The following is an 18620-nucleotide window of genomic DNA, read 5'->3' as shown; positions in this document are numbered from 1 at the left end:
AGTGGCCCGTACCCGTCGCGGACGGCTACGGTGCAACCTCCGCTGAGGGGCCAACGTCGTCCCCGCCACGCGTGTCGTGTCCAGCGCCCGCCCGGGCCACCCCACGCTCCCAGGAAGACGTATGGCCTCGCATTCCCCCCTGTCCCCACCCCGCCAAGGGCTCTACGACCCGCGCTTCGAGCACGATGCCTGCGGGGTGAGCTTCGTCGTCCACATGAAGGGCCTCAGGAGCCACGACATCGTGGTCCAGGGCGTCGGGGCCCTGTGCAACCTCGAGCACCGGGGCGCGGCCGGGGCCGAGACGAACACCGGCGACGGCGCCGGCATCCTCATCCAGATCCCGGACCGGTTCCTGCGTGACGTCGTGGAGTTCCCGCTCCCCGCCGAGGGCCAGTACGCCACCGGCCTGGGGTTCCTCCCGAAGGACCCGGACGCGGCGGCCGAGGTCGTCGACGCCGTCGAGAAGATCGCCACCAGCGAGGGCCTCCGGGTCCTCGGCTGGCGCGACGTCCCCCACGACGACTCGATGATCGGTTCACAGGCCCGCTCGGTCGAGCCCTCGTTCCGTCAGCCCTTCCTGGCCGGCGACGGGCTCGCCGACATGTCGCTCGAGCGACGGGCCTACATCGTGCGCAAGCGCATCGAGCACGAGCTGGGGCCGCTGAACGGCGAGGGAGGGGCGTACTTCCCGTCGCTGTCGTGTCGCACCTTCGTCTACAAGGGCATGCTCACCACCAACCAGCTCCCCGAGTTCTTCCCGGACCTGGTCGACGAGCGGGTCGAGTCCGCCCTGGCCCTCGTGCACTCCCGGTTCTCGACGAACACGTTCCCGTCGTGGCCGCTCGCCCATCCGTTCCGCTACGTCGCCCACAACGGCGAGATCAACACCGTCCAGGGCAACCGGAACTGGATGCAGGCCCGCGAGGCCCTCCTGCACTCCGACCTGCTGCCCGGCGACCTCGAGCGGATCTTCCCCATCTGCACCCCCGAGGCGAGCGACTCGGCCACCTTCGACGAGGTGCTGGAGCTCCTGCACATGGGGGGCTACGAGCTGCCCCACGCCGTGTTGATGATGATCCCCGAGGCCTGGGAGCACCAGCCCTCGATGCCCGTCGCGAAGCGTGACTTCTACCGCTACCACTCCTCGCTGATGGAGCCCTGGGACGGCCCGGCGTCGATCGCGTTCACCGACGGTGCGGTGATCGGCGCGGTGCTCGACCGCAACGGGCTGCGCCCGTCGCGCTACTGGGTCACCGCCGACGACATCGTCGTCATGGCGTCCGAGGTCGGCGTCGTCGACGTCGATCCCGCCCGGGTCGTCCAGAAGGGACGGCTGCAGCCGGGGCGCATGTTCCTGGTCGACACCACCGCCGGTCGCATCATCGGCGACGAGGAGATCAAGGGACACCTCGCCGACCGCCACCCCTACGGCCAGTGGCTGGCCCAGAACCTGATCGCGCTGGAGGGACTCCCGGCGCGAAGCCACGAGCTGCGCCTGCACGGGACGGTCGTCAACCGCCAGCAGGTGTTCGGCTACACGTCCGAGGAGCTGCGGATCCTCCTCGACCCCATGGCCCGCACCGGGGCCGAGCCCATCGGGTCGATGGGCACCGACACGCCCCTCGCCGTGCTCTCCGACCGGCCCCGCCTGCTGTTCGACTACTTCAACCAGCTCTTCGCCCAGGTCACGAACCCGCCGCTCGACGCGATCCGCGAAGAGCTCGTCACCGCCCTGGGTCGCAACCTCGGCCCGGAGCAGAACCTGTTGAACCCCCAACCCGGGTCGTGTCGACAGCTGCACATCCCCCGACCGGTCATCGACAACGACGAGCTCGCCAAGATCGTCCACATCGCCGAGGTGATCCCCGGCTTCTCGACGACCGTCCTGCGCTGCCTGTATCCCGTGGCGGAGGGCGGCGAGGGGCTCCGCCGGGCGATCGAGGACGTTCGGCGCCAGGCCAGCGAGGCCATCGCCGCCGGGGCCACGATGCTCGTGCTCTCCGACCGCGGTGCCGACGAGGAGCTCGCCCCCATCCCGTCCCTGCTCTACACCTCCGCCGTGCACCACCACCTGATCCGCGAGAAGACCCGGACCAAGGTGGGGCTCGTCGTCGAGACGGGGGAGGCCCGGGAGGTGCACCACATGTGCCTCCTGATCGGGTACGGCGCGGCCGCGGTGAACCCCTACCTCGCCTTCGAGACGATCGAGGACCGCATCGCCGAGGGCCTGACCGACATGCACGACCCCAACAAGGCGGTCGCCAACTACATCAAGGCGGCCAGCAAGGGCGTGCTGAAGGTCATGTCCAAGATGGGCATCTCCACCGTCGCCTCCTACACCGGAGCGCAGATCTTCGAGGCCGTCGGCCTCGGCGAGGACCTGGTCGAGGAGTACTTCAGCGGCACCGTGAGCCGGCTCGGCGGGATCGGGATCGACGAGGTGGCCGAGGAGGTCCGCCGCCGCCACGCGATGGCCTACCCCGCCAACCCGACCGAGCGGGCCCATCGCAGCCTCGCGGTCGGCGGCGAGTACCAGTGGCGTCGGGAGGGGGAGTTCCACCTCTTCAACCCCGAGACCGTCTACAAGCTCCAGCACGCCACCCGCTCGCGCCGTTACGAGATCTTCAAGGAGTACACGCGCCGGGTCGACGAGCAGTCGGCCCAGCTCGCCACCTTGCGCGGCATGTTCCGCCTCCGCACCGGTGAGCGTCCTCCCGTCCCGATCGAGGAGGTGGAACCCGTCTCGGAGATCGTGAAGCGGTTCTCCACCGGCGCCATGTCCTACGGCTCGATCTCCGCGGAGGCCCACGAGACCCTCGCCGTCGCCATGAACCGTCTCGGCGGCAAGTCCAACACCGGCGAGGGCGGCGAGGACCCCGAGCGGTTCGTCACCATGCCCGACGGCGACTCGAAGCGCTCGGCCATCAAGCAGGTGGCGTCGGGCCGCTTCGGGGTGACGAGCGACTACCTCGTGAACGCCGACGACATCCAGATCAAGATGGCCCAGGGCGCGAAGCCGGGGGAGGGCGGCCAGCTGCCCGGCAGCAAGGTGTACCCCTGGATCGCCAAGACCCGGCACTCGACGCCCGGGGTGGGGCTCATCTCCCCGCCGCCCCACCACGACATCTACTCGATCGAGGACCTCGCCCAGCTCATCCACGACCTGAAGAACGCCAACGACCAGGCTCGCATCCACGTCAAGCTGGTGGCCGAGATCGGTGTGGGCACCGTCGCCGCCGGTGTCTCGAAGGCCCACGCCGACGTGGTGTTGATCTCGGGGAACGACGGCGGGACCGGTGCCTCCCCGTTGACGTCGCTCAAGCACGCCGGCGGCCCCTGGGAGCTCGGGCTCGCCGAGACGCAGCAGACCCTGCTGCTCAACGACCTGCGCGACCGCATCGTGGTGCAGGTCGACGGGCAGCTCAAGACCGGCCGCGACGTGGTCATCGGGGCCCTGCTCGGCGCCGAGGAGTTCGGTTTCGCCACCGCCCCGCTGGTCGTGTCGGGCTGCGTGATGATGCGGGTCTGCCACCTCGACACGTGCCCGGTCGGGGTCGCGACGCAGAACCCCGAGCTGCGCAAGCGCTTCACCGGGAAGCCCGAGTTCGTGGTGACCTTCTTCGAGTACATCGCCGAGGAGGTGCGCGAGCTGCTCGCCGAGCTCGGCTTCCGCACCCTCGACGAGGCCATCGGACGGGTCGAGATGATCGACGCGACCGCCGCCGTCGACCACTGGAAGGCTTCCGGGCTCGACCTCTCGCCGGTGCTCCACGTCCCCGACCTCCCCGAAGGGGCCCATCGCCACCAGGTCGTGGGCCAGGACCACGGCCTCGACCGGGCGCTCGACAACGAGCTCATCGCCCGGGCGGGCCCGGCCCTCACGGCGGGTGAGCCGGTCAGCATCGACCTTCCCGTGCGCAACGTGAACCGCACCGTGGGGACCATGCTCGGCGCCGAGCTGACCCGCCGCCACGGCGCGGACGGGCTGCCCGACGACACGATCGTCGTGAACCTCACCGGCTCGGCCGGCCAGAGCCTCGGGGCGTTCCTGCCGCGGGGGATCACCCTGCGCCTCTCCGGCGACGCCAACGACTACGTCGGCAAGGGCCTCTCCGGTGGTCGGCTCGTCGTGCGACCCCCCGCGGGTTCGACCTTCGTGGCCGAGGAGAACATCATCGCCGGCAACGTCATCCTCTACGGCGCCACCGCCGGCGAGGTGTTCCTCCGCGGCGTCGTCGGCGAGCGCTTCGGGGTCCGCAACAGCGGCGCGATCGCCGTCGTCGAAGGTGTCGGCGACCACGGCTGTGAATACATGACCGGCGGCCGCATCGTGGTGCTGGGGCCGACCGGTCGCAACTTCGGGGCGGGCATGAGCGGCGGAACCGCCTTCGTCCTCGACGTCGACGGGACGTTCCCGTCCCGGGTGAACCCCGAGATGGTCGACCTCGACCCGCTCGACGACGACGACCTGGTGTGGCTGCACCACCGCGTCGAGCGCCACCTCGCCGAGACCGACTCGGCCGTCGCACGACGGCTCCTCCACGAGTGGACCCACTCCGCGGAGCGGTTCGTGAAGGTCATGCCGAAGGACTACCGCCGGGTGCTGCTCGCCGAGCGCGACGCGCTGGCCACCGGCGCCGACCCCGTGGAGGCGGTCATGGCCGCCGCCCGGATCTGAGGACGACGATGGGCGACACGACCGGATTCCTGAAGCTGCCCCGCGAGCTGCCGCCGCGGCGGGAGGTGCCGGTGCGCCTGCGCGACTGGCGTGAGGTGTACGAGGAGTTCCCGATCGTCAAGGTGCGCGAGCAGGCCAGCCGGTGCATGGACTGCGGCATCCCGTTCTGCAACAACGGGTGCCCGCTCGGGAACCTGATCCCCGACTGGAACGACCTCGTCTACCGCGACCACTGGCACGAGGCGATCGACCAGCTGCACGCCACCAACAACTTCCCCGAGTTCACCGGCCGGCTGTGCCCGGCCCCGTGCGAGGCGGCCTGCGTCCTCGGCATCAACGCGGACCCGGTGACGATCAAGCAGGTCGAGGTCGAGATCATCGACCGGGCCTGGTCGGAGGGGTGGGTCACCCCGCAGGTGCCCGCAGAGACCACCGGCAGGCGCGTGGCCGTCGTGGGGTCCGGTCCGGCCGGGCTGGCCGCCGCCCAGCAGCTCACCCGGGCGGGCCACGAGGTGGTGGTCCTCGAGCGAGCCGACCGCATCGGAGGGCTCCTGCGCTACGGGATCCCCGAGTTCAAGATGGAGAAGCGGCACATCGAGCGCCGCCTCGAGCAGATGGTCGCCGAAGGGACCGAGTTCCGGACGAACGTCGAGGTCGGTGTCGACGTGACCGGGGACGAGCTACGGCGCGAGTACGACGCCGTGGTGCTCGCCGCGGGGGCCACGGCGTGGCGAGACCTGCCCATCCCGGGCCGCGACCTCAATGGCATCCACCAGGCCATGGAGTACCTGCCGGGCGCCAACCGCGTCATCGAGGGCGACCTGGCCTCGGCCCCGATCGACGCCGGCGGCAAGCGGGTGGTCATCATCGGCGGTGGCGACACCGGCGCCGACTGCCTGGGCACGGCCCACCGCCAGGGCGCAGCGTCGGTCCACCAGTTCGAGATCATGCCCCGCCCGCCCGACGCCCGCGCCGAGACCACGCCCTGGCCCACCTGGCCCCTGCTGTACCGCACGTCGTCGGCGCACGAGGAGGGCGGTGAGCGGGTCTACGCCGTCAACACCGTGGAGTTCCTCGGCGACGGCGAGGGCAACCTCGTGGGCCTGCGGGCCGTCGAGGTGCGTTCCGAGGTCGTCGACGGCCGGCCGTCGTTCGTCCCGGTGGAGGGCAGCGAGTTCGAGCTCCCCTGCGAGCTGGTGTTCCTGGCCATGGGGTTCGTCGGCCCGGAGAAGGGCGGTCTCGTCGACCAGCTCGGTGTCGACCTCGACCTCCGGGGGAACGTCGCCCGGGACGACGAGTGGTCGACCAACGTCCCCGGTGTGTTCGTGGCCGGTGACATGGGCAGGGGGCAGAGCCTCATCGTCTGGGCGATCGCCGAGGGGCGCTCGGCGGCCGCTGCGGTCGATCGTCACCTCATGGGCGAGACGATGCTGCCGTCGCCGCTCACTCCCGACGCCCGCCCTCTGACCTGACCCCGGTCGGTGTGCGGTCGGCGGGGCACCGTCGGTCGTGCCCGCCGCCACGCGAAGAGCCCCGGGCCCGTGGCCCGGGGCTCTCGTCGTCCTCGGTGACCGCCGGGGCGGCGTCAGGCGGCGACCGGCTCGCCCTTCAGGCCTCGGTACACGTAGGCCCCGGCCACGATGGTGACCGGCCACGAGACGAGCAGCCCCACGAAGCACAGCAGCGCGCCGAGCAGGTTCACGAGGAACGCCACGATCATGAAGCCCAGCACGCCGCCGAAGTTGGTCTTGACGAGGTCGATGCTGCGCTTGATCGCGTCCCCCGGCTGGAGGTTCTCGTCGAGGACCGCGAACGACGAGAACAACAAGAAGGTGGCGGCGATGAGACCGGGGATCACGCACAGGATGATCCCGATGCCGACGGCCAGGCCGACCAGCACCCCGGTGATCCCGTAGGCGACGACCTGCGGGCCGCTGGGGATGGCCATCCCCATGTCGATCGGCTCGCCCTTCGTGAGGGCGAGGGCCATGCGCACGATGCCGAACGAGACGACGGCCGACACGCAGATCACCACCACGTTCCAGAGGAGCTGGACGAAGAAGCCGGAACGGGAGATCGGGATGCCGACGACGTTGAGGACGACGCTGACGCCCCACACGAACAGGATCCCGACGATCAACGGACCGGCGTTGGCGGTGAACTTGTTCCACCCGTAGGAGATCGAGCCGCCGATGTCGACGCCGCCGCCGGCGCCGGCGGGTCGGGCCGTGGGCGCGCCGGGGGGAGGTCCGCCCGGCGCCTGCTCCGGCGGGTACCACTTGCCGTCGGAGGCCTGCCACCAGCCCGGGCCCTGCGAGGTGTCGCTCATTCCGTCTCCTTGTCGAGCAGACGGACCCGACCAGGAGTCGGGCCCGAGAATCCTCCGTCAACTTAGTCAGGTCGCGTGCTCCGGCGCGGCTCTTCGGTGTGAGGCGATCGTGGCGGTGCTGCGAGGGCCGCGGGCGGGGACAGCGTTCGCCCGGCGCCGTTGGGCCGTCGGGACCTCCGCTCTCAAGTCACGGCCGGAACCGCCCGATCAACCTCAGACGAGGAGTGGAGACCTCCCCGTGACCACGCCGAGCCGGATCGGGCGGAGAGCTGAGAGGCCGAGGATGCTGCGAAACTTGAAGGTCGGGACCAAGCTGATGGCGACCCTGGTGGCGCCGGCGCTGGTCATCGTCGTCCTGGTGACCATCGGGGTCCGTGACCGACTCGATGTGGCTCGCAGCGCCAACAGCGTCGAGGAGGTGGCCGGCTTCGCGGCGGCCACGTCGACCCTGGCCGACCAGCTCCAGATCGAGGCGGTCCGGTCGGTGAACGTCAGCGGTTCCCAGGGGGCCGTCGGAGCCCCCGAGCTGGCCGCCCAGCGGGCTGCGACCGACACCGCTCTCGCCGAGTTCGAGGATGCCGCCGAGCGCAGCGGCGCGGCCGACCTCGGTGGTGCGGTCTCCGATTCGCTGCGCTTCGCCGAGGCCCGACTCGGCACCCTCGGCACCCTGCGCACCTCGGTCGACACCGGCCAGGTGCTCCCGTACGCCATCGGCCAGAGCTACAGCGACAGCGTCGACGCCCTCGGTGCGGTGACGTCCGCACTCGTCCAGACGGCGAACGACGCCGAACTGCTGCGGGGCCTCGAGACGGTGGCGGCGCTCGACCGGATCAGCGTCGCCCAGGGCGCGCTCGCCGTCCAGACCGTGGGCGCCGCCCGGGTCGGGCAGTTCACCGACCGGACCGGCCAGGTCTGCGCCACCTTCGGCACCGAGTGCGACTCGTTCGTCCGGGCCGAGGAGGCCAACGGCGACCTGCAGCAGACCACCGACGCCTTCTCGCAGGGCCGGGCCACCCCGGCCGAGAAGCAGCTCGTCCAGAACGCGCAGGCGGCCAACCAGTTCGAGGAGCTCGCCCAGCGGACCCTCGACGAGGGCGTGGGGGGCAACGTCATCACCGTGCCGGCCGACGAGCTCACCGCCGCATCCCTCGCCGCGGTCGACGGGCTGTCGGGCGTGAGCGAGGTGCTCACCGCCAACGTCGCCAGCACCGCCTCCGACCTCGCCTCGAACGCCTTCCGGGGCGCGCTGCTCTACCTGGTCGCCGGGATCGGTGCACTGGTGCTGGCCTTCGGCCTGGCCGTCGTGGTCGCCCGGTCCGTGACCCGCCCGCTGAACCGGCTCACCGGGGCGGCGTACCGCCTCTCCACCGAGCAGCTCCCGTCGCTCGTCGAGCAGCTCCGGAACCCCGACGACGAAGCCAGCGAGTCGGTCACCGAGTCCCTCGAGGCCATCCCGGTCGACTCCACCGACGAGATCGGCCAGCTCGCCGAGGCCTTCAACTCGATCCAGACGGTGACCGTCGACGTGGCCGAGGAGCAGAGCCGCCTGCTGCGCAAGGGCATCGGAGACATCTTCGTCCACCTCGCCCGCCGCAACCAGAGCCTGCTCGACCGCCAGATCGAGTTCATCGACCACCTCGAGACCCACGAGCAGGACCCCGACCAGCTCGACAACCTCTTCAAGCTCGACCACCTCGCCACCCGGATGCGCCGCAACGCCGAGTCGCTCCTGGTGCTCGCCGGCGCCGAACCGCCTCGGCGCCGCGGTCGTCCCGTGCCCGTGGTCGACGTGGTGCGGGTGGCCATCGGGGAGGTCGAGGACTTCAGCCGCGTGCACCTCATCGCCCTCGACGACGCCACCATCGCCGGCAACGTGGCGGTCGACCTCGCCCACCTGCTCTCCGAGCTCATGGAGAACGCCACCCACTTCTCGCCGCCCGAGAGCAGTGTCGAGGTGCTCGGACGCCGCGGGGACCGCAACGGCTACGTGCTGACCGTCGCCGACCGTGGCATCGGGATGAACGCCCAGCAACTCGCCGAGGCGAACGCGCAGCTCGCCCGGCCGCCGCTCGTGGGCCTTGCCCTGTCCCGCTCCCTCGGGTTCATCGTGATCGGCCGGCTGGCGAACCGGTTCGGGCTGACGGTGACGCTCGAGCCCACGCCGAACGGCGGGACGACGGCGACCGTCACCCTCCCGTTCTCTCTGGTGGAGTACCCCGAGGACGGCGAGACGACCCCGTCGACCGGTCGGTCGACCACTCGGGGGGCGACCCCGACGAAGCTGCTCCCTGCCGGTCGTGTCGAGCGTCCCGGCGGGACCGACGGCGCGGCCCGGTCGGCCGGACCGCTCGTGCGGCGCTCCGCACCGGCGGCGCCGACGTCGCCCGTGCCCGCCCCCTCGCCAGCCGCCGTTCCCGAGCCGGCCACGGTCGGGGCCTCCGGTCTCCCGGCTCGTCGCGCCTCGGTCGGCGCGCCGGCCCCCAGCCCGGTCACCGACAGCGCCCCGAGCGTGTCGGCGCCGGACTCGGCGGCACCGGCGCTCACCGCCGCAGGGCTCGTGCGCCGCACGCCGAAGGCGGCCACCGCCACGCCGACCAGTCCCGTGGAGTCCGCGGCGACGGCCGCCCGACCCGTGGCCCGCAGCAGCCGCTCACCCGAGGAGGTCCGGCGCATGCTCTCGCGGTACCGCTCCGGTCTCGACCGGGGACGCCAGGGTGACGACACCACCAGCACCAGCAGCGACGACCAGGCCTGATTCGGCCGCAACGAAGGATCGAGAGAGACATGATCGAACTGTCCGCAGGAGCCCGCAATCTGAACTGGCTGGTCCAGAGCTTCGCCGAGAAGGTGGCCGGGGTGAACGAGGCCGTCGTGGTCTCCTCCGACGGGCTCCCCATCGCCGCCTCGTCGGGACTCGACCGTGACGCGGCCGACCGCTTCGCGGCCGTGTCGTCGGGTCTCATCGGCCTGGCCTACGGCGCGGCGGGCCGTTTCGGCGGCGGGGCCGTCAACGAGGTGATCGTCGAGATGGAGTACGCCTTCCTCTTCGTCACGGGGATCAGCGACGGGTCCTGTCTCGCCTGCGTGGCCGACGCCCAGTGCGACGTCGGCCTCGTCGGCTACGAGATGGCGGTGCTGGTCGACAAGGCCGGCGCCGTCCTGACGCCCGAGATCCGCGCAGAGCTCCAGGCGTCGCTTCCGCGATGACCCCGGCGGGTGCCCCCGAAGGCCCTGACGCCACCCCGGCGATGCGAGTCCGGTCCTACGTCCTGACCGGCGGCCGAACCCGTTCCGCCACCGACCTCCCCTTCGAGACGTTGGTGAAGGTGACCGAGCGGGGTCGCCTCCTCGGGCCCCGCCTGACGCTCGAGCGCAAGGAGATCGTCGGGCGTGCCGAGGAGACCCTCTCGATCGCCGAGCTCTCCGCCCACCTCCACATGCCGCTCGGCGTCTGCCGGGTCATCGTCGGCGACATGACCGCCGAGGGCCTCCTGACCGCATCCACCCCCCAGCACATCGGCGCCGACGACCGGCCCGACCTGAGCCTGCTCGAAAGGGTCCTCGATGGCCTCCAAGCACTCTGACGCCACCACGTCCGCCCCGATCGCCGACGGTCGCCGCGCCGGGGGTGCCGACGAGCACACCCCGCTGCCCGTCAAGATCATCGTCGCCGGCGGCTTCGCCGTCGGCAAGACCACCTTCGTGGGGTCGATCTCGGAGATCCCGCCGCTCACGACCGAAGCGGCGATGACCAGCGCCGCCGAGGGCATCGACGAGACGGGCGGTACGAACACCGGCAAGACCTCCACGACCGTCGCCATGGACTTCGGGCGCATCACGCTGGGCGAGGACCTGATCCTCTACCTGTTCGGCACGCCGGGCCAGGACCGGTTCCAGTTCATGTGGGACGACCTCGTCCGGGGGGCGATCGGGGCGGTGGTCCTGGTCGACACCGGGCGGTTGGCCGACTGCTTCCCGGCCGTCGACTACATGGAGAGCCACGGCGTTCCCTTCATCGTCGGGGTCAACAAGTTCCACGGTCAGCTCGACCATCGCCTCGAGGACGTCCGGGAGGCGCTCGCGGTGCCCGAGGACGTGCCCCTCATCACCACCGACGCCCGGGACCGAACCCAGACCAAGGCCGCCCTCCTCGAGCTGGTGCAGCACGCCCTCCTGCGGGCCAGTGTCAGCCAGCAGGCCTGACCGTCAGGACCCGACGCCGGCCTCCGCCCGGGCGATCACCGGTCGCACCTTCGCCAGGTACCAGATCGAGACGGCGAGCCCGCCGACGACCGAGATGAACCCGACGAGGATGACCGCCATCCAGATCACCTGACGGCGCCCCGCGAGCGCCCACGCCCAGCCGGGCCGCTTCGCGCAGTCGAGCAGGGCCCACAGCGAGATGCCGAGCGGGACGCACAGGAGTGCCGTCCAGGCGATGGCACCGAAGAGCTCTCCCACGTCGTCCATCCGGCCACGGTACCGAGTGGGGCCCCCGCTCGACGGGCCGGGCGTGGGCACGGTGCCCGGTGCCCCCGGGGCTCAGGTACCGTCCGTCGACGGGGGCCGAAGACGGGCGGCTGGGTCCTCGCCGAGGGCCAACGCGGGCTGTACGGACCGGCCTCGCCGGGCCATCTCGGCCAGGACCCACTGCTCGACCTCGCTCCACCCGGTGACCCGGGGACCGGCCACGTCGCGGTTGTAGGGCTGGTCGAACACCGCTGCGGCTGCGCCCGAGGCCCGCAGCGCCGCGATGTTGTGGGGGGCGTCGTCCACGTAGGCGTCCGCCTCCACCTGGGGTTTGTCGCCGAGGAAGCAGAGATCCCGGTAGGGGATGGCGTGCTCGTCGAGCCAGGCCACCGTGTCGGCGACCGCCACGGCGTGACCCCAGTTCGTGTAGAGCCGGTGGGTGATGAGCCGGATCCACACCCCGGCGTCGGACAGCCGCCACAGCGCCGCCGCCGCCCCCCCGACCACCGGCATCGTCCGGAAGATGCGGTGCTCGAGGACCGCCCGCTTGTGGAGGGCCTCGAAGGCGTCCCGATCGAGGCCCCACTCGCCGAAGTCCCAGCTCGTCTGCGGGGTCAGCTGCCCCGGGTCCACGCCGCGCTCCATGGCCACCACCCGTCGGAACGCCTCACCGTGGTCGCCGCACACCCCGTCGAGGTCGACGCCGAGGACGAACTCGTCGGCCACGTCCGGCCCGAGCCGTCAGGACCCGCGCTCGAGGAAGTCGAGCACGGCGTCGATGAAGCCGAAGTTCTTCGGGGTGGCGAAGTGGTCGACCCCGCGCAGCGTGACCAGACGGGCATCGGGGAGTCGTTCGAGGAGGGGATCGGCGGGTCCCGCGAAGTCGGCGTCGCCGAGGACGACGAGGACGGGGCAGGTGATCCGGGCCAGCGCCTCGTCGGTGAGGGTGGCCGGTTCGGGGCGACGCATGAGCGCAGCGAGCGCGGCCGGGTCCTGGTCGGGGGACTCGGCCAAGGTGGCGAAGTAGCGCAGAGTGGGGTCGTCGAGGTCACCCCGTCCCTCGATGGCGTCGGCGATCGCCGCCGACGAGCCGTCCTGGGTGAAGAGGTTCGCCCCGACCCCGGCGACGACCAGGCTGTGGAAGCGTTCGGGGTGTGCCCCGGCGCAGACCAGGAGGGTGCGGGCGCCCAGCGAGAAGCCGACCGCGTCGACGGGCTCGGTGGGGAGCCGGGAGAGGATCTCCTCCTCGAGGCGGTCGTAGGCTCGTGGTTCGGTCGGCCGCTCGGCGGTGCCGTGGCCCAGGAGGTCGGGAGCGTGCACCTCACGGCCGGTGTCGGCGAGGATGTCGAACCAACCGTTGTCGCCCCACGTGCGGGCGGCGGAGGTGGCGAACCCGTGGAGCAGCACGACGGGTGGGGTCACGGGGCGGTCTCCTGGCTGGACGGGGCCCGGTCCTCGGACCGACGGCGGCGGACGATGACGTCGCGGACCCCCTCGGCGAAGAGGAGGAAGGCGGCGGCGAGCCCCAGTCCGTTGACGGGGGCGACGAGCTGGATGAAGTCCGCGGTCTCGCCCCTGCGCCACTCGGCGGCCATCGTGTAGAGGACGGCCAGGGCGTAGCTGGCGGTGCCGGCGAGACCCAGCACACCCCGTCCCCGGGGGGACCGGAAGGCGAACCACGACAGCGCGGCCACCACCGGGGCGATGACCAGCTCGCGGGCCGTCAGGGGCACGTTGGGGACGATGACGACGAAGAGGGCCACCGCCGCGACGAGCGCAGCACGGGGGGAGGCCTGTTCGACGACGCCGGGACGCTGCGGCAGGGCCCACGGGGGCGGGGAGAGATCGGGGTCGAGGGGCAGGGCCCGGTGCCCCGTGCGCAGTGAGGCCTCGGCGTCCTCCTCGACGGGGTCGGCGTCGCGCGAGGTCCGCCCGGCGGAGGACGAGCGCCGCAACGAGGCGAGGATGATGCCGAGGCAGAGCAGGATGGCGAGTGCGGAGACGGCGATGGCGATCCAGATGGTCCGCTGCGGGGCCCAGGTGACACTGACCGTGTAGGGCCCCGGTCCGAGCACCTCCGGGTCGAGCACCCATCCGTTCGCGTACCCGTCGATCACGACGGAGGGCCCGAGGTCCCGGCCCGCCACCTCGGCCGTCCAGCCGGGGCTCCACGACTGACCGAACGAGAGCCACCGCACCTCGTCGGCCTCCGGCACCTCGATCTCGTAGCCGACGCCGCGGTCCCGGGTCACGTCGAGGGCGACGTCGGCCTCGACCACCGGTACCTGCAACCCGGCGGACGAGAGGGGTCCTCCGTCGCGATCCGAGGCCAGCACCACACGGTCGAGATCGATGCCGACGTCGCGACCGATGGCGGTCGTGAGCTCGTGGCGGCCGGCGTCCAGCACGATGGGGGCACCCTGGGGGTCGCACGTCTCGACGGTCAGCGGCTCCCGCCGCACGGCGTCGGCAGTGGTCCCGGTGACCCGGACGGGGACGGGCACGCCGTCGACGGCCAGCAGGTCGCTACGACAGCCCGTGTCGATGGCCGCGGGCCCGGCCGGCGCCGTGAGCCCGGGGATACCCAGCTCGGCCACCCCGACCGGCATGTCGATCGGTTGCTTCGTGTACCAGTCGGTCGTCGTGACCGGCCGGACGGCGTCCACGGTCAGGCGGTAGGTGGTGCCGGTGAGGGGTTCGAACGACACCGGGACCACCACCGAGGCATCCGGGTCGGCCTGGTCGTCGATCGTGGGCAGCTCGATGGTGCGCACGAGGGCGGGATCGCCGTCGGCCCGGAGGGTCACCACGGTGGGGACGGAGTGACGGCCGTCGTTGACGATCCGCAGGTCGAGCCGGTCGATCGTCAGCGGGGTGGGACCGGTGGCCTCCACCCACTGCCCGAGCAGCGCGCCGAACGGCGTGGTCCACGCGGTCCCAGGGTCGCCGTCGACCGCCGCGAATGCCCTCGCCGAGATGGCACCCGGCATGGAGTCGGAGGCGACCGCGCTCACCCCGCCGTCGGCAGCTCCCGGGATCTGGAGGAGGGCGTCGAGCCGCTGGTCCGGGGCGAGCGGGTTCAGCCTGGCCTGGGCGGTGAGCCCGAAGGCCCGCGGCGTCGGCACGTCGACGATCCGGGTCATGTCGACCTCGGTGTCGGTGCGCACCGGCTCGCTCGGGTTGCTGCGCAGGCGGGTGAACACGTAGCTCAGCCGGTTGGCGGCCGACGCCGGTCCGGCTGCCTCGAGGAGGTCGACCGGGGGTCGGATGAGCTCCCTGATCCGCAGGTCGCCGACCCCCACCTCGGCGAAACCGACACCGGCCTGGCCGAAGTAGAGCGAGCGCCGCCCGGAGGTGTCGGCCAGGATCTCGACCTCGAGGCGGGAGAAGGTCCGCTCGGGGAAGGTCACGACCTGCCCGGGCTCGGCGAGGCTGGCGTCACCGAGGTCGACGGTCACCGGGTCGGCACCGTCGAACCACAGCCGGGCCTGTGTGATCGATCTCGTGCGGACCCCGTTGATCGGCTGGAGCAGGCGCACCTCACCGGTGGTGACCGGCTCGTCGGCGACGATCACGAGCCGCTCGCCCTTCGGGTCCCCGCCGTCGGCGACCCGCCAGGCGGTCAGGGGATCGCCGTCGAGGGCCCCTGCGGCCCGGTCGTTGGCGGTGAGCGTGCCGATGTTGCCGTAGCCGGTGGCGAGGACCGTGGCGTTGCCCTCCTGCTCGGTGACCGTGTAGGCGTCGTCGTCGGCGTCCGGGAAGAGCGGGAGGCGCTGGTCGCCGGGCCGATACGTGAGGGGTTCCTCGCCGGCCTGCTCGGTGTAGCCGGCGTTCTCGCGCAGCGTGTTCCACGACCGGGCGCGCTTGCGGTTCGTGTCGGTGACCACCAGGTCGGCGCCGTCGGCCACCATCTCGTCGATGGTCCCGGCGTCACCGGCGAAGGTGCCGCTGTAGAAGATGGACTGCTCGGGGTGCAGCGCCCCGACGCCGGCGAGGTCGACCAGCCCGTCACCGCTGCCCGAGAGGAGGAGGGGCCGCTCACTCGGGCTCGTGCGGATGGTGGCGAGCGGGTCCTCGACGCCGAACACGGCGATGGCCGGCGGGTCCTCCCAGGTGTCGGGGGCGTCGAGCTCGATCTCGTCGATGACGGGCAGCTCGGGCCCGGCGCGGTTCGGCGTGCTGGGACCGAAGGTCACCGGCTCGGTGAGGCCGGGGGCACGGCGCAACAGGTCCCACATGTACCGCGGGCGGGCCAACCGGTACCGCTCGTACTTGAGATCGTTGCGCAGGAGGATCTGCCCTCCGCCGACCAGCCGGGCCAGCGGGGCGATCGCCTCGGGCTCGAGGGTGTTCTCCTGGTAGCGCTGGTCGACGGCCAGCTGCAGGTCGGCCGCCTGCTCGGAGCCGTAGAGGAACAGCTCGCGTGCCGCGTACTCGCGCTCGGTCAGGCCGGGGGTGACCGGATCGATGGTGTTGCCCCACCGATAGCTGGCGAAGTCGGCCCCGGGGACCTCGAGCACGCGCGTGCCGTCGTCGGTCTCGGTGAGGTACTTCGCCGCATCGACCCAGTAGGAGGGGATGTTCTCGGGTCGCTGGAGGTTCGCGGCCACCATCTCGCCGTTCCACAGCGTGGGCAGGTTCGCGGCGACGAGGAGGACGACGACGGCGGTCACCGGGACGGTGAGGCGGGGTACCCGTCGCGACAGCGCCGCCACGCCGGCACCGAGGCACACCGAGAGCCCGAGGGCGATGAGCGGCACGGCACGAGGCGTCGACCGCAGCGACAGGCCGGCGTCGGTGCGGGTGAAGTCGGTGAAGAGCGACCCCAGGAACGACGAGCCGTCCCACGGGTGCCCGGCGACGGCGGCGAGGGTGCCGACGACGACGAGGGTGAGGAAGAACGCCCGGTAGCGCCACCGCAGCAGCGACGCCGAGAGCATGGCGAGGAGCGGGACCAGGTAGCTGAGGCCGAGGAAGAACAGGTTGCGGGTGTAGGTGATGCTCGGCTCGATCCAGGGACCGAGCTTGTCGGTGCCGTAGAACAGCCAGTAGCCGAGGCCACGGAGCACCTCGGGCGCGCTCGAGGCGTCGGCGATCACCTCGTAGGTCTCGGTGTAGCGCACCACCGGCAGTCCGTAACGACCTTGCGCCCAGAGGCCGGCGATCCACCACAGCGACGCGGCGATCGTGAGCACGCCGATGCGGGCCGCCGCGGCGAGCGCGGCCCGCGCCTTGGCCTCCCGGTCGACGACCACTGCGTGGACCAGCCACAGCAGGGGGCCGAGGCCGATGAGCAACAGGGCGGTGGCGTTGACACCGCCGACGGTGAGCACGACGAGCGCGAACAGCGCGGGGTCGCGCCACCCACCTCGCCGCAGCGCCCTGGCGGTGAAGGCGATGAGCCAGGGCAGGGCCGTCCAGGGCAGCAGGATGACGCTGATGCGAGCGGAGTAGTTGAGCAGGTAGGGGCTCAGCATGTAGGCGAGCGTGGCGACGAGGACCCCGCCGCGGCGGAGAGGGATCGAGCCCCATCCGATGGTCCGCAGGAGGAAGCGGACGCCCATGCCGGCCGCGAAGATGAGCGTTCCCATCCAGAGCCGCTGCGCGACCCAGTCGGGCACACCGATGGTCTCGAAGAAGAGGTAGAAGGGCCCCATCGGCCAGAGGTAGCCGATGTTCTGGTGGGTCACCGACCCGAGGCCGACATCGGTGTTCCAGAGGTAGGGCGCCTCGGAGAGCAGCTTGCCGGGGTCGAGGTAGAGGTAGGTCTTGGTGTCGGCGCCGACGATCCCGGGCTGGGTGAGCAGCAGTGGCACGTAGGCGATGAGCGCCGGGAGCCCGATGCCCAGCCAGTCGAACCTTCGCCGGGTTCGGGGCGGGGTGCCGGTGGCCGTGGCGGTCACGTCGCGTCGGAGCGGCGGGAGGCGGGCCCGGACCCGCCCGACCGACGGATCGCGTCGTCGGCCAGGGGCGTGAAGGCCCCGAGAGCCGTGGCCTCCCAGGTGAGCGTCGCGGCGTGGGCGAGGGCGCCCGTGCTGAGCGCCTCGCGCAGCGACGCGTCGGTCAGCACGGCGGTGAGGTCACGGACGAGGCCCCGCGAATCGGGGGCCAGCAGGCCGGAGCGCCCCGCGGCGACGGAATCGCGGTGACCGGCGATGTCGCTCGCCACCGCCGGCGTGCCACACGCCGCGGCCTCGGTGAGCGTCATCCCCCAGCCCTCGGCGATCGAGGCGCTCGCCACCGCCCATGCCCGCCGGTAGAGCGACAACAGCTCCTCGTCGGAGACCTTGCCGGCCAGCCGAACCCAGTCCTCGGCGTCGAGGGCGGCCACCTGGGCCTCGAGGTCGGGTCGTTCGTAGCCGTCCCCCACGATGACGAGCTGCAGGTCCGGCACGGTGCGCCGTACCTCGTCGGCGACGCGGATCAGCTCGTCGAACCGCTTCGACGGCATCAGCCGCCCGACCGCCACGACGAGGGGCCGTTCGCTCCTGGTCCCGCCGGGGCTGAAGCGCTCGTCGATCCCCGGGGGGACGACCGTGACCTGCTGGGGCCGCAGCCCCAGGTAGTCGACGAGCTCGTGGCGTGAGGAGTGCGAGAGCGTGACGACGGGGGTGCGGCGGTAGAGGGGTGGGGCGATGCGGTGCTCGAAGAACTTCCCGGCTCGGGCCAGCTTGTCCTCGAGGACCATGTCCCACATGTCGCGGTGCACGTGGTGCACGAACGCGATCTTCGGGCCGGTGGCCCACAGCGGGGTGAGGAACGGCACGCCGTTCCAGATCTCGACGAGCCCGTCCCGCGGTCCGTGGGCCCCGCTCAGCTCGGCGAGCACCGCGGTAGGGAAGACCATGAAGCGCCCGTGCTTGCGCACGATCCGGTAGCCGTCGCGAGTGCCCTCGTAGGGGTGGCCCTGCGCGTACGACGTCCGCATCGTGATGTCGAGGCCCGCCTCGGCCCAGATGGCCAGGATCTTCGCGGCGTGGACCTCGGAGCCTCCGGCCTCGATGTCGACGAGGTCGCGCCAGGCCAGCACGTGCACGCGACGCAGACCTGCCTGCGTGGCGAGGTCGGAGATGGCCAGCACCCCGGACGCGTGCGTCGCCGGGGTGGGCGGGCTCCCCGGACCGTCCTCGTGTGCGGGCACGT

12 protein-coding genes are annotated in these 18620 nt (G+C 71.9%); 6 read left to right on the top strand and 6 right to left on the bottom strand.

Annotated features, from left to right (window positions below; all coding sequences use genetic code 11):
- Window positions 1–121 precede the first annotated feature (121 nt).
- Window positions 122–4678 (top strand): glutamate synthase large subunit, encoded by a 4557-nt coding sequence (gene gltB / locus MUE36_05980; protein ID MCU0310472.1) that lies wholly within the window; start codon window positions 122–124, stop codon window positions 4676–4678.
- A gap of 8 nt (window positions 4679–4686) precedes the next feature.
- Window positions 4687–6150, top strand: coding sequence for a glutamate synthase subunit beta (locus tag MUE36_05975; GenBank protein ID MCU0310471.1), 1464 nt, complete (start codon window positions 4687–4689; stop codon window positions 6148–6150).
- A 113-nt stretch (window positions 6151–6263) separates the two neighbouring features.
- Here the strand turns inward: MUE36_05975 and MUE36_05970 are convergent, their stop codons facing one another.
- Window positions 6264–7007: a hypothetical protein gene (locus tag MUE36_05970; protein ID MCU0310470.1), complete on the bottom strand. Its 744-nt coding sequence runs from the start codon at window positions 7005–7007 to the stop codon at window positions 6264–6266.
- A 283-nt stretch (window positions 7008–7290) separates the two neighbouring features.
- Here MUE36_05970 and MUE36_05965 point away from each other — a divergent pair, with 283 nt between their 5' ends.
- From MUE36_05965 to MUE36_05950, 4 genes are read left to right on the top strand one after another with little or no spacing between them, the layout of a single operon-like run.
- A complete protein-coding gene (locus MUE36_05965; GenBank protein MCU0310469.1) occupies window positions 7291–9762 on the top strand; it encodes a nitrate- and nitrite sensing domain-containing protein in 2472 nt (823 codons plus the stop codon).
- A 29-nt stretch (window positions 9763–9791) separates the two neighbouring features.
- A complete protein-coding gene (locus MUE36_05960; GenBank protein ID MCU0310468.1) occupies window positions 9792–10214 on the top strand; it encodes a roadblock/LC7 domain-containing protein in 423 nt (140 codons plus the stop codon).
- Between the two features lie 41 nt (window positions 10215–10255).
- Window positions 10256–10591, top strand: a complete 336-nt coding sequence (locus MUE36_05955; protein MCU0310467.1) for a DUF742 domain-containing protein — start codon at window positions 10256–10258, stop codon at window positions 10589–10591.
- Entirely contained in the window at window positions 10572–11210 is a 639-nt protein-coding gene (locus MUE36_05950) for an ATP/GTP-binding protein (protein ID MCU0310466.1), read from the top strand. The genes MUE36_05955 and MUE36_05950 overlap by 20 nt, the downstream gene beginning before the upstream one ends.
- 3 nt (window positions 11211–11213) lie before the next feature.
- On the opposite strand, the gene MUE36_05945 is transcribed toward MUE36_05950, so the two are convergent.
- The 5 genes from MUE36_05945 to MUE36_05925 form a co-directional block, all read right to left on the bottom strand.
- Entirely contained in the window at window positions 11214–11477 is a 264-nt protein-coding gene (locus MUE36_05945) for a hypothetical protein (protein ID MCU0310465.1), read from the bottom strand.
- Between the two features lie 72 nt (window positions 11478–11549).
- Entirely contained in the window at window positions 11550–12203 is a 654-nt protein-coding gene (locus tag MUE36_05940; protein ID MCU0310464.1) for a hypothetical protein, read from the bottom strand.
- A gap of 15 nt (window positions 12204–12218) precedes the next feature.
- Window positions 12219–12899, bottom strand: a complete 681-nt coding sequence (locus MUE36_05935) for an alpha/beta hydrolase (GenBank protein MCU0310463.1) — start codon at window positions 12897–12899, stop codon at window positions 12219–12221.
- Window positions 12896–17380 carry a DUF3367 domain-containing protein gene (locus MUE36_05930; protein MCU0310462.1) on the bottom strand — a complete coding sequence of 1495 codons (4485 nt, stop codon included), beginning with the start codon at window positions 17378–17380 and terminating at the stop codon, window positions 12896–12898. The genes MUE36_05935 and MUE36_05930 overlap by 4 nt, the downstream gene beginning before the upstream one ends.
- Entirely contained in the window at window positions 17377–18618 is a 1242-nt protein-coding gene (locus MUE36_05925; GenBank protein ID MCU0310461.1) for a glycosyltransferase family 4 protein, read from the bottom strand. The genes MUE36_05930 and MUE36_05925 overlap by 4 nt, the downstream gene beginning before the upstream one ends.
- Between the last annotated feature and the right edge of the window lie 2 nt (window positions 18619–18620).

This window comes from Acidimicrobiales bacterium (assembly GCA_025455885.1).
Classification (GTDB): domain Bacteria; phylum Actinomycetota; class Acidimicrobiia; order Acidimicrobiales; family Acidimicrobilacustridaceae; genus Rhabdothermincola_A.
This window is presented reverse-complemented; position numbering and strand designations above follow the sequence as displayed.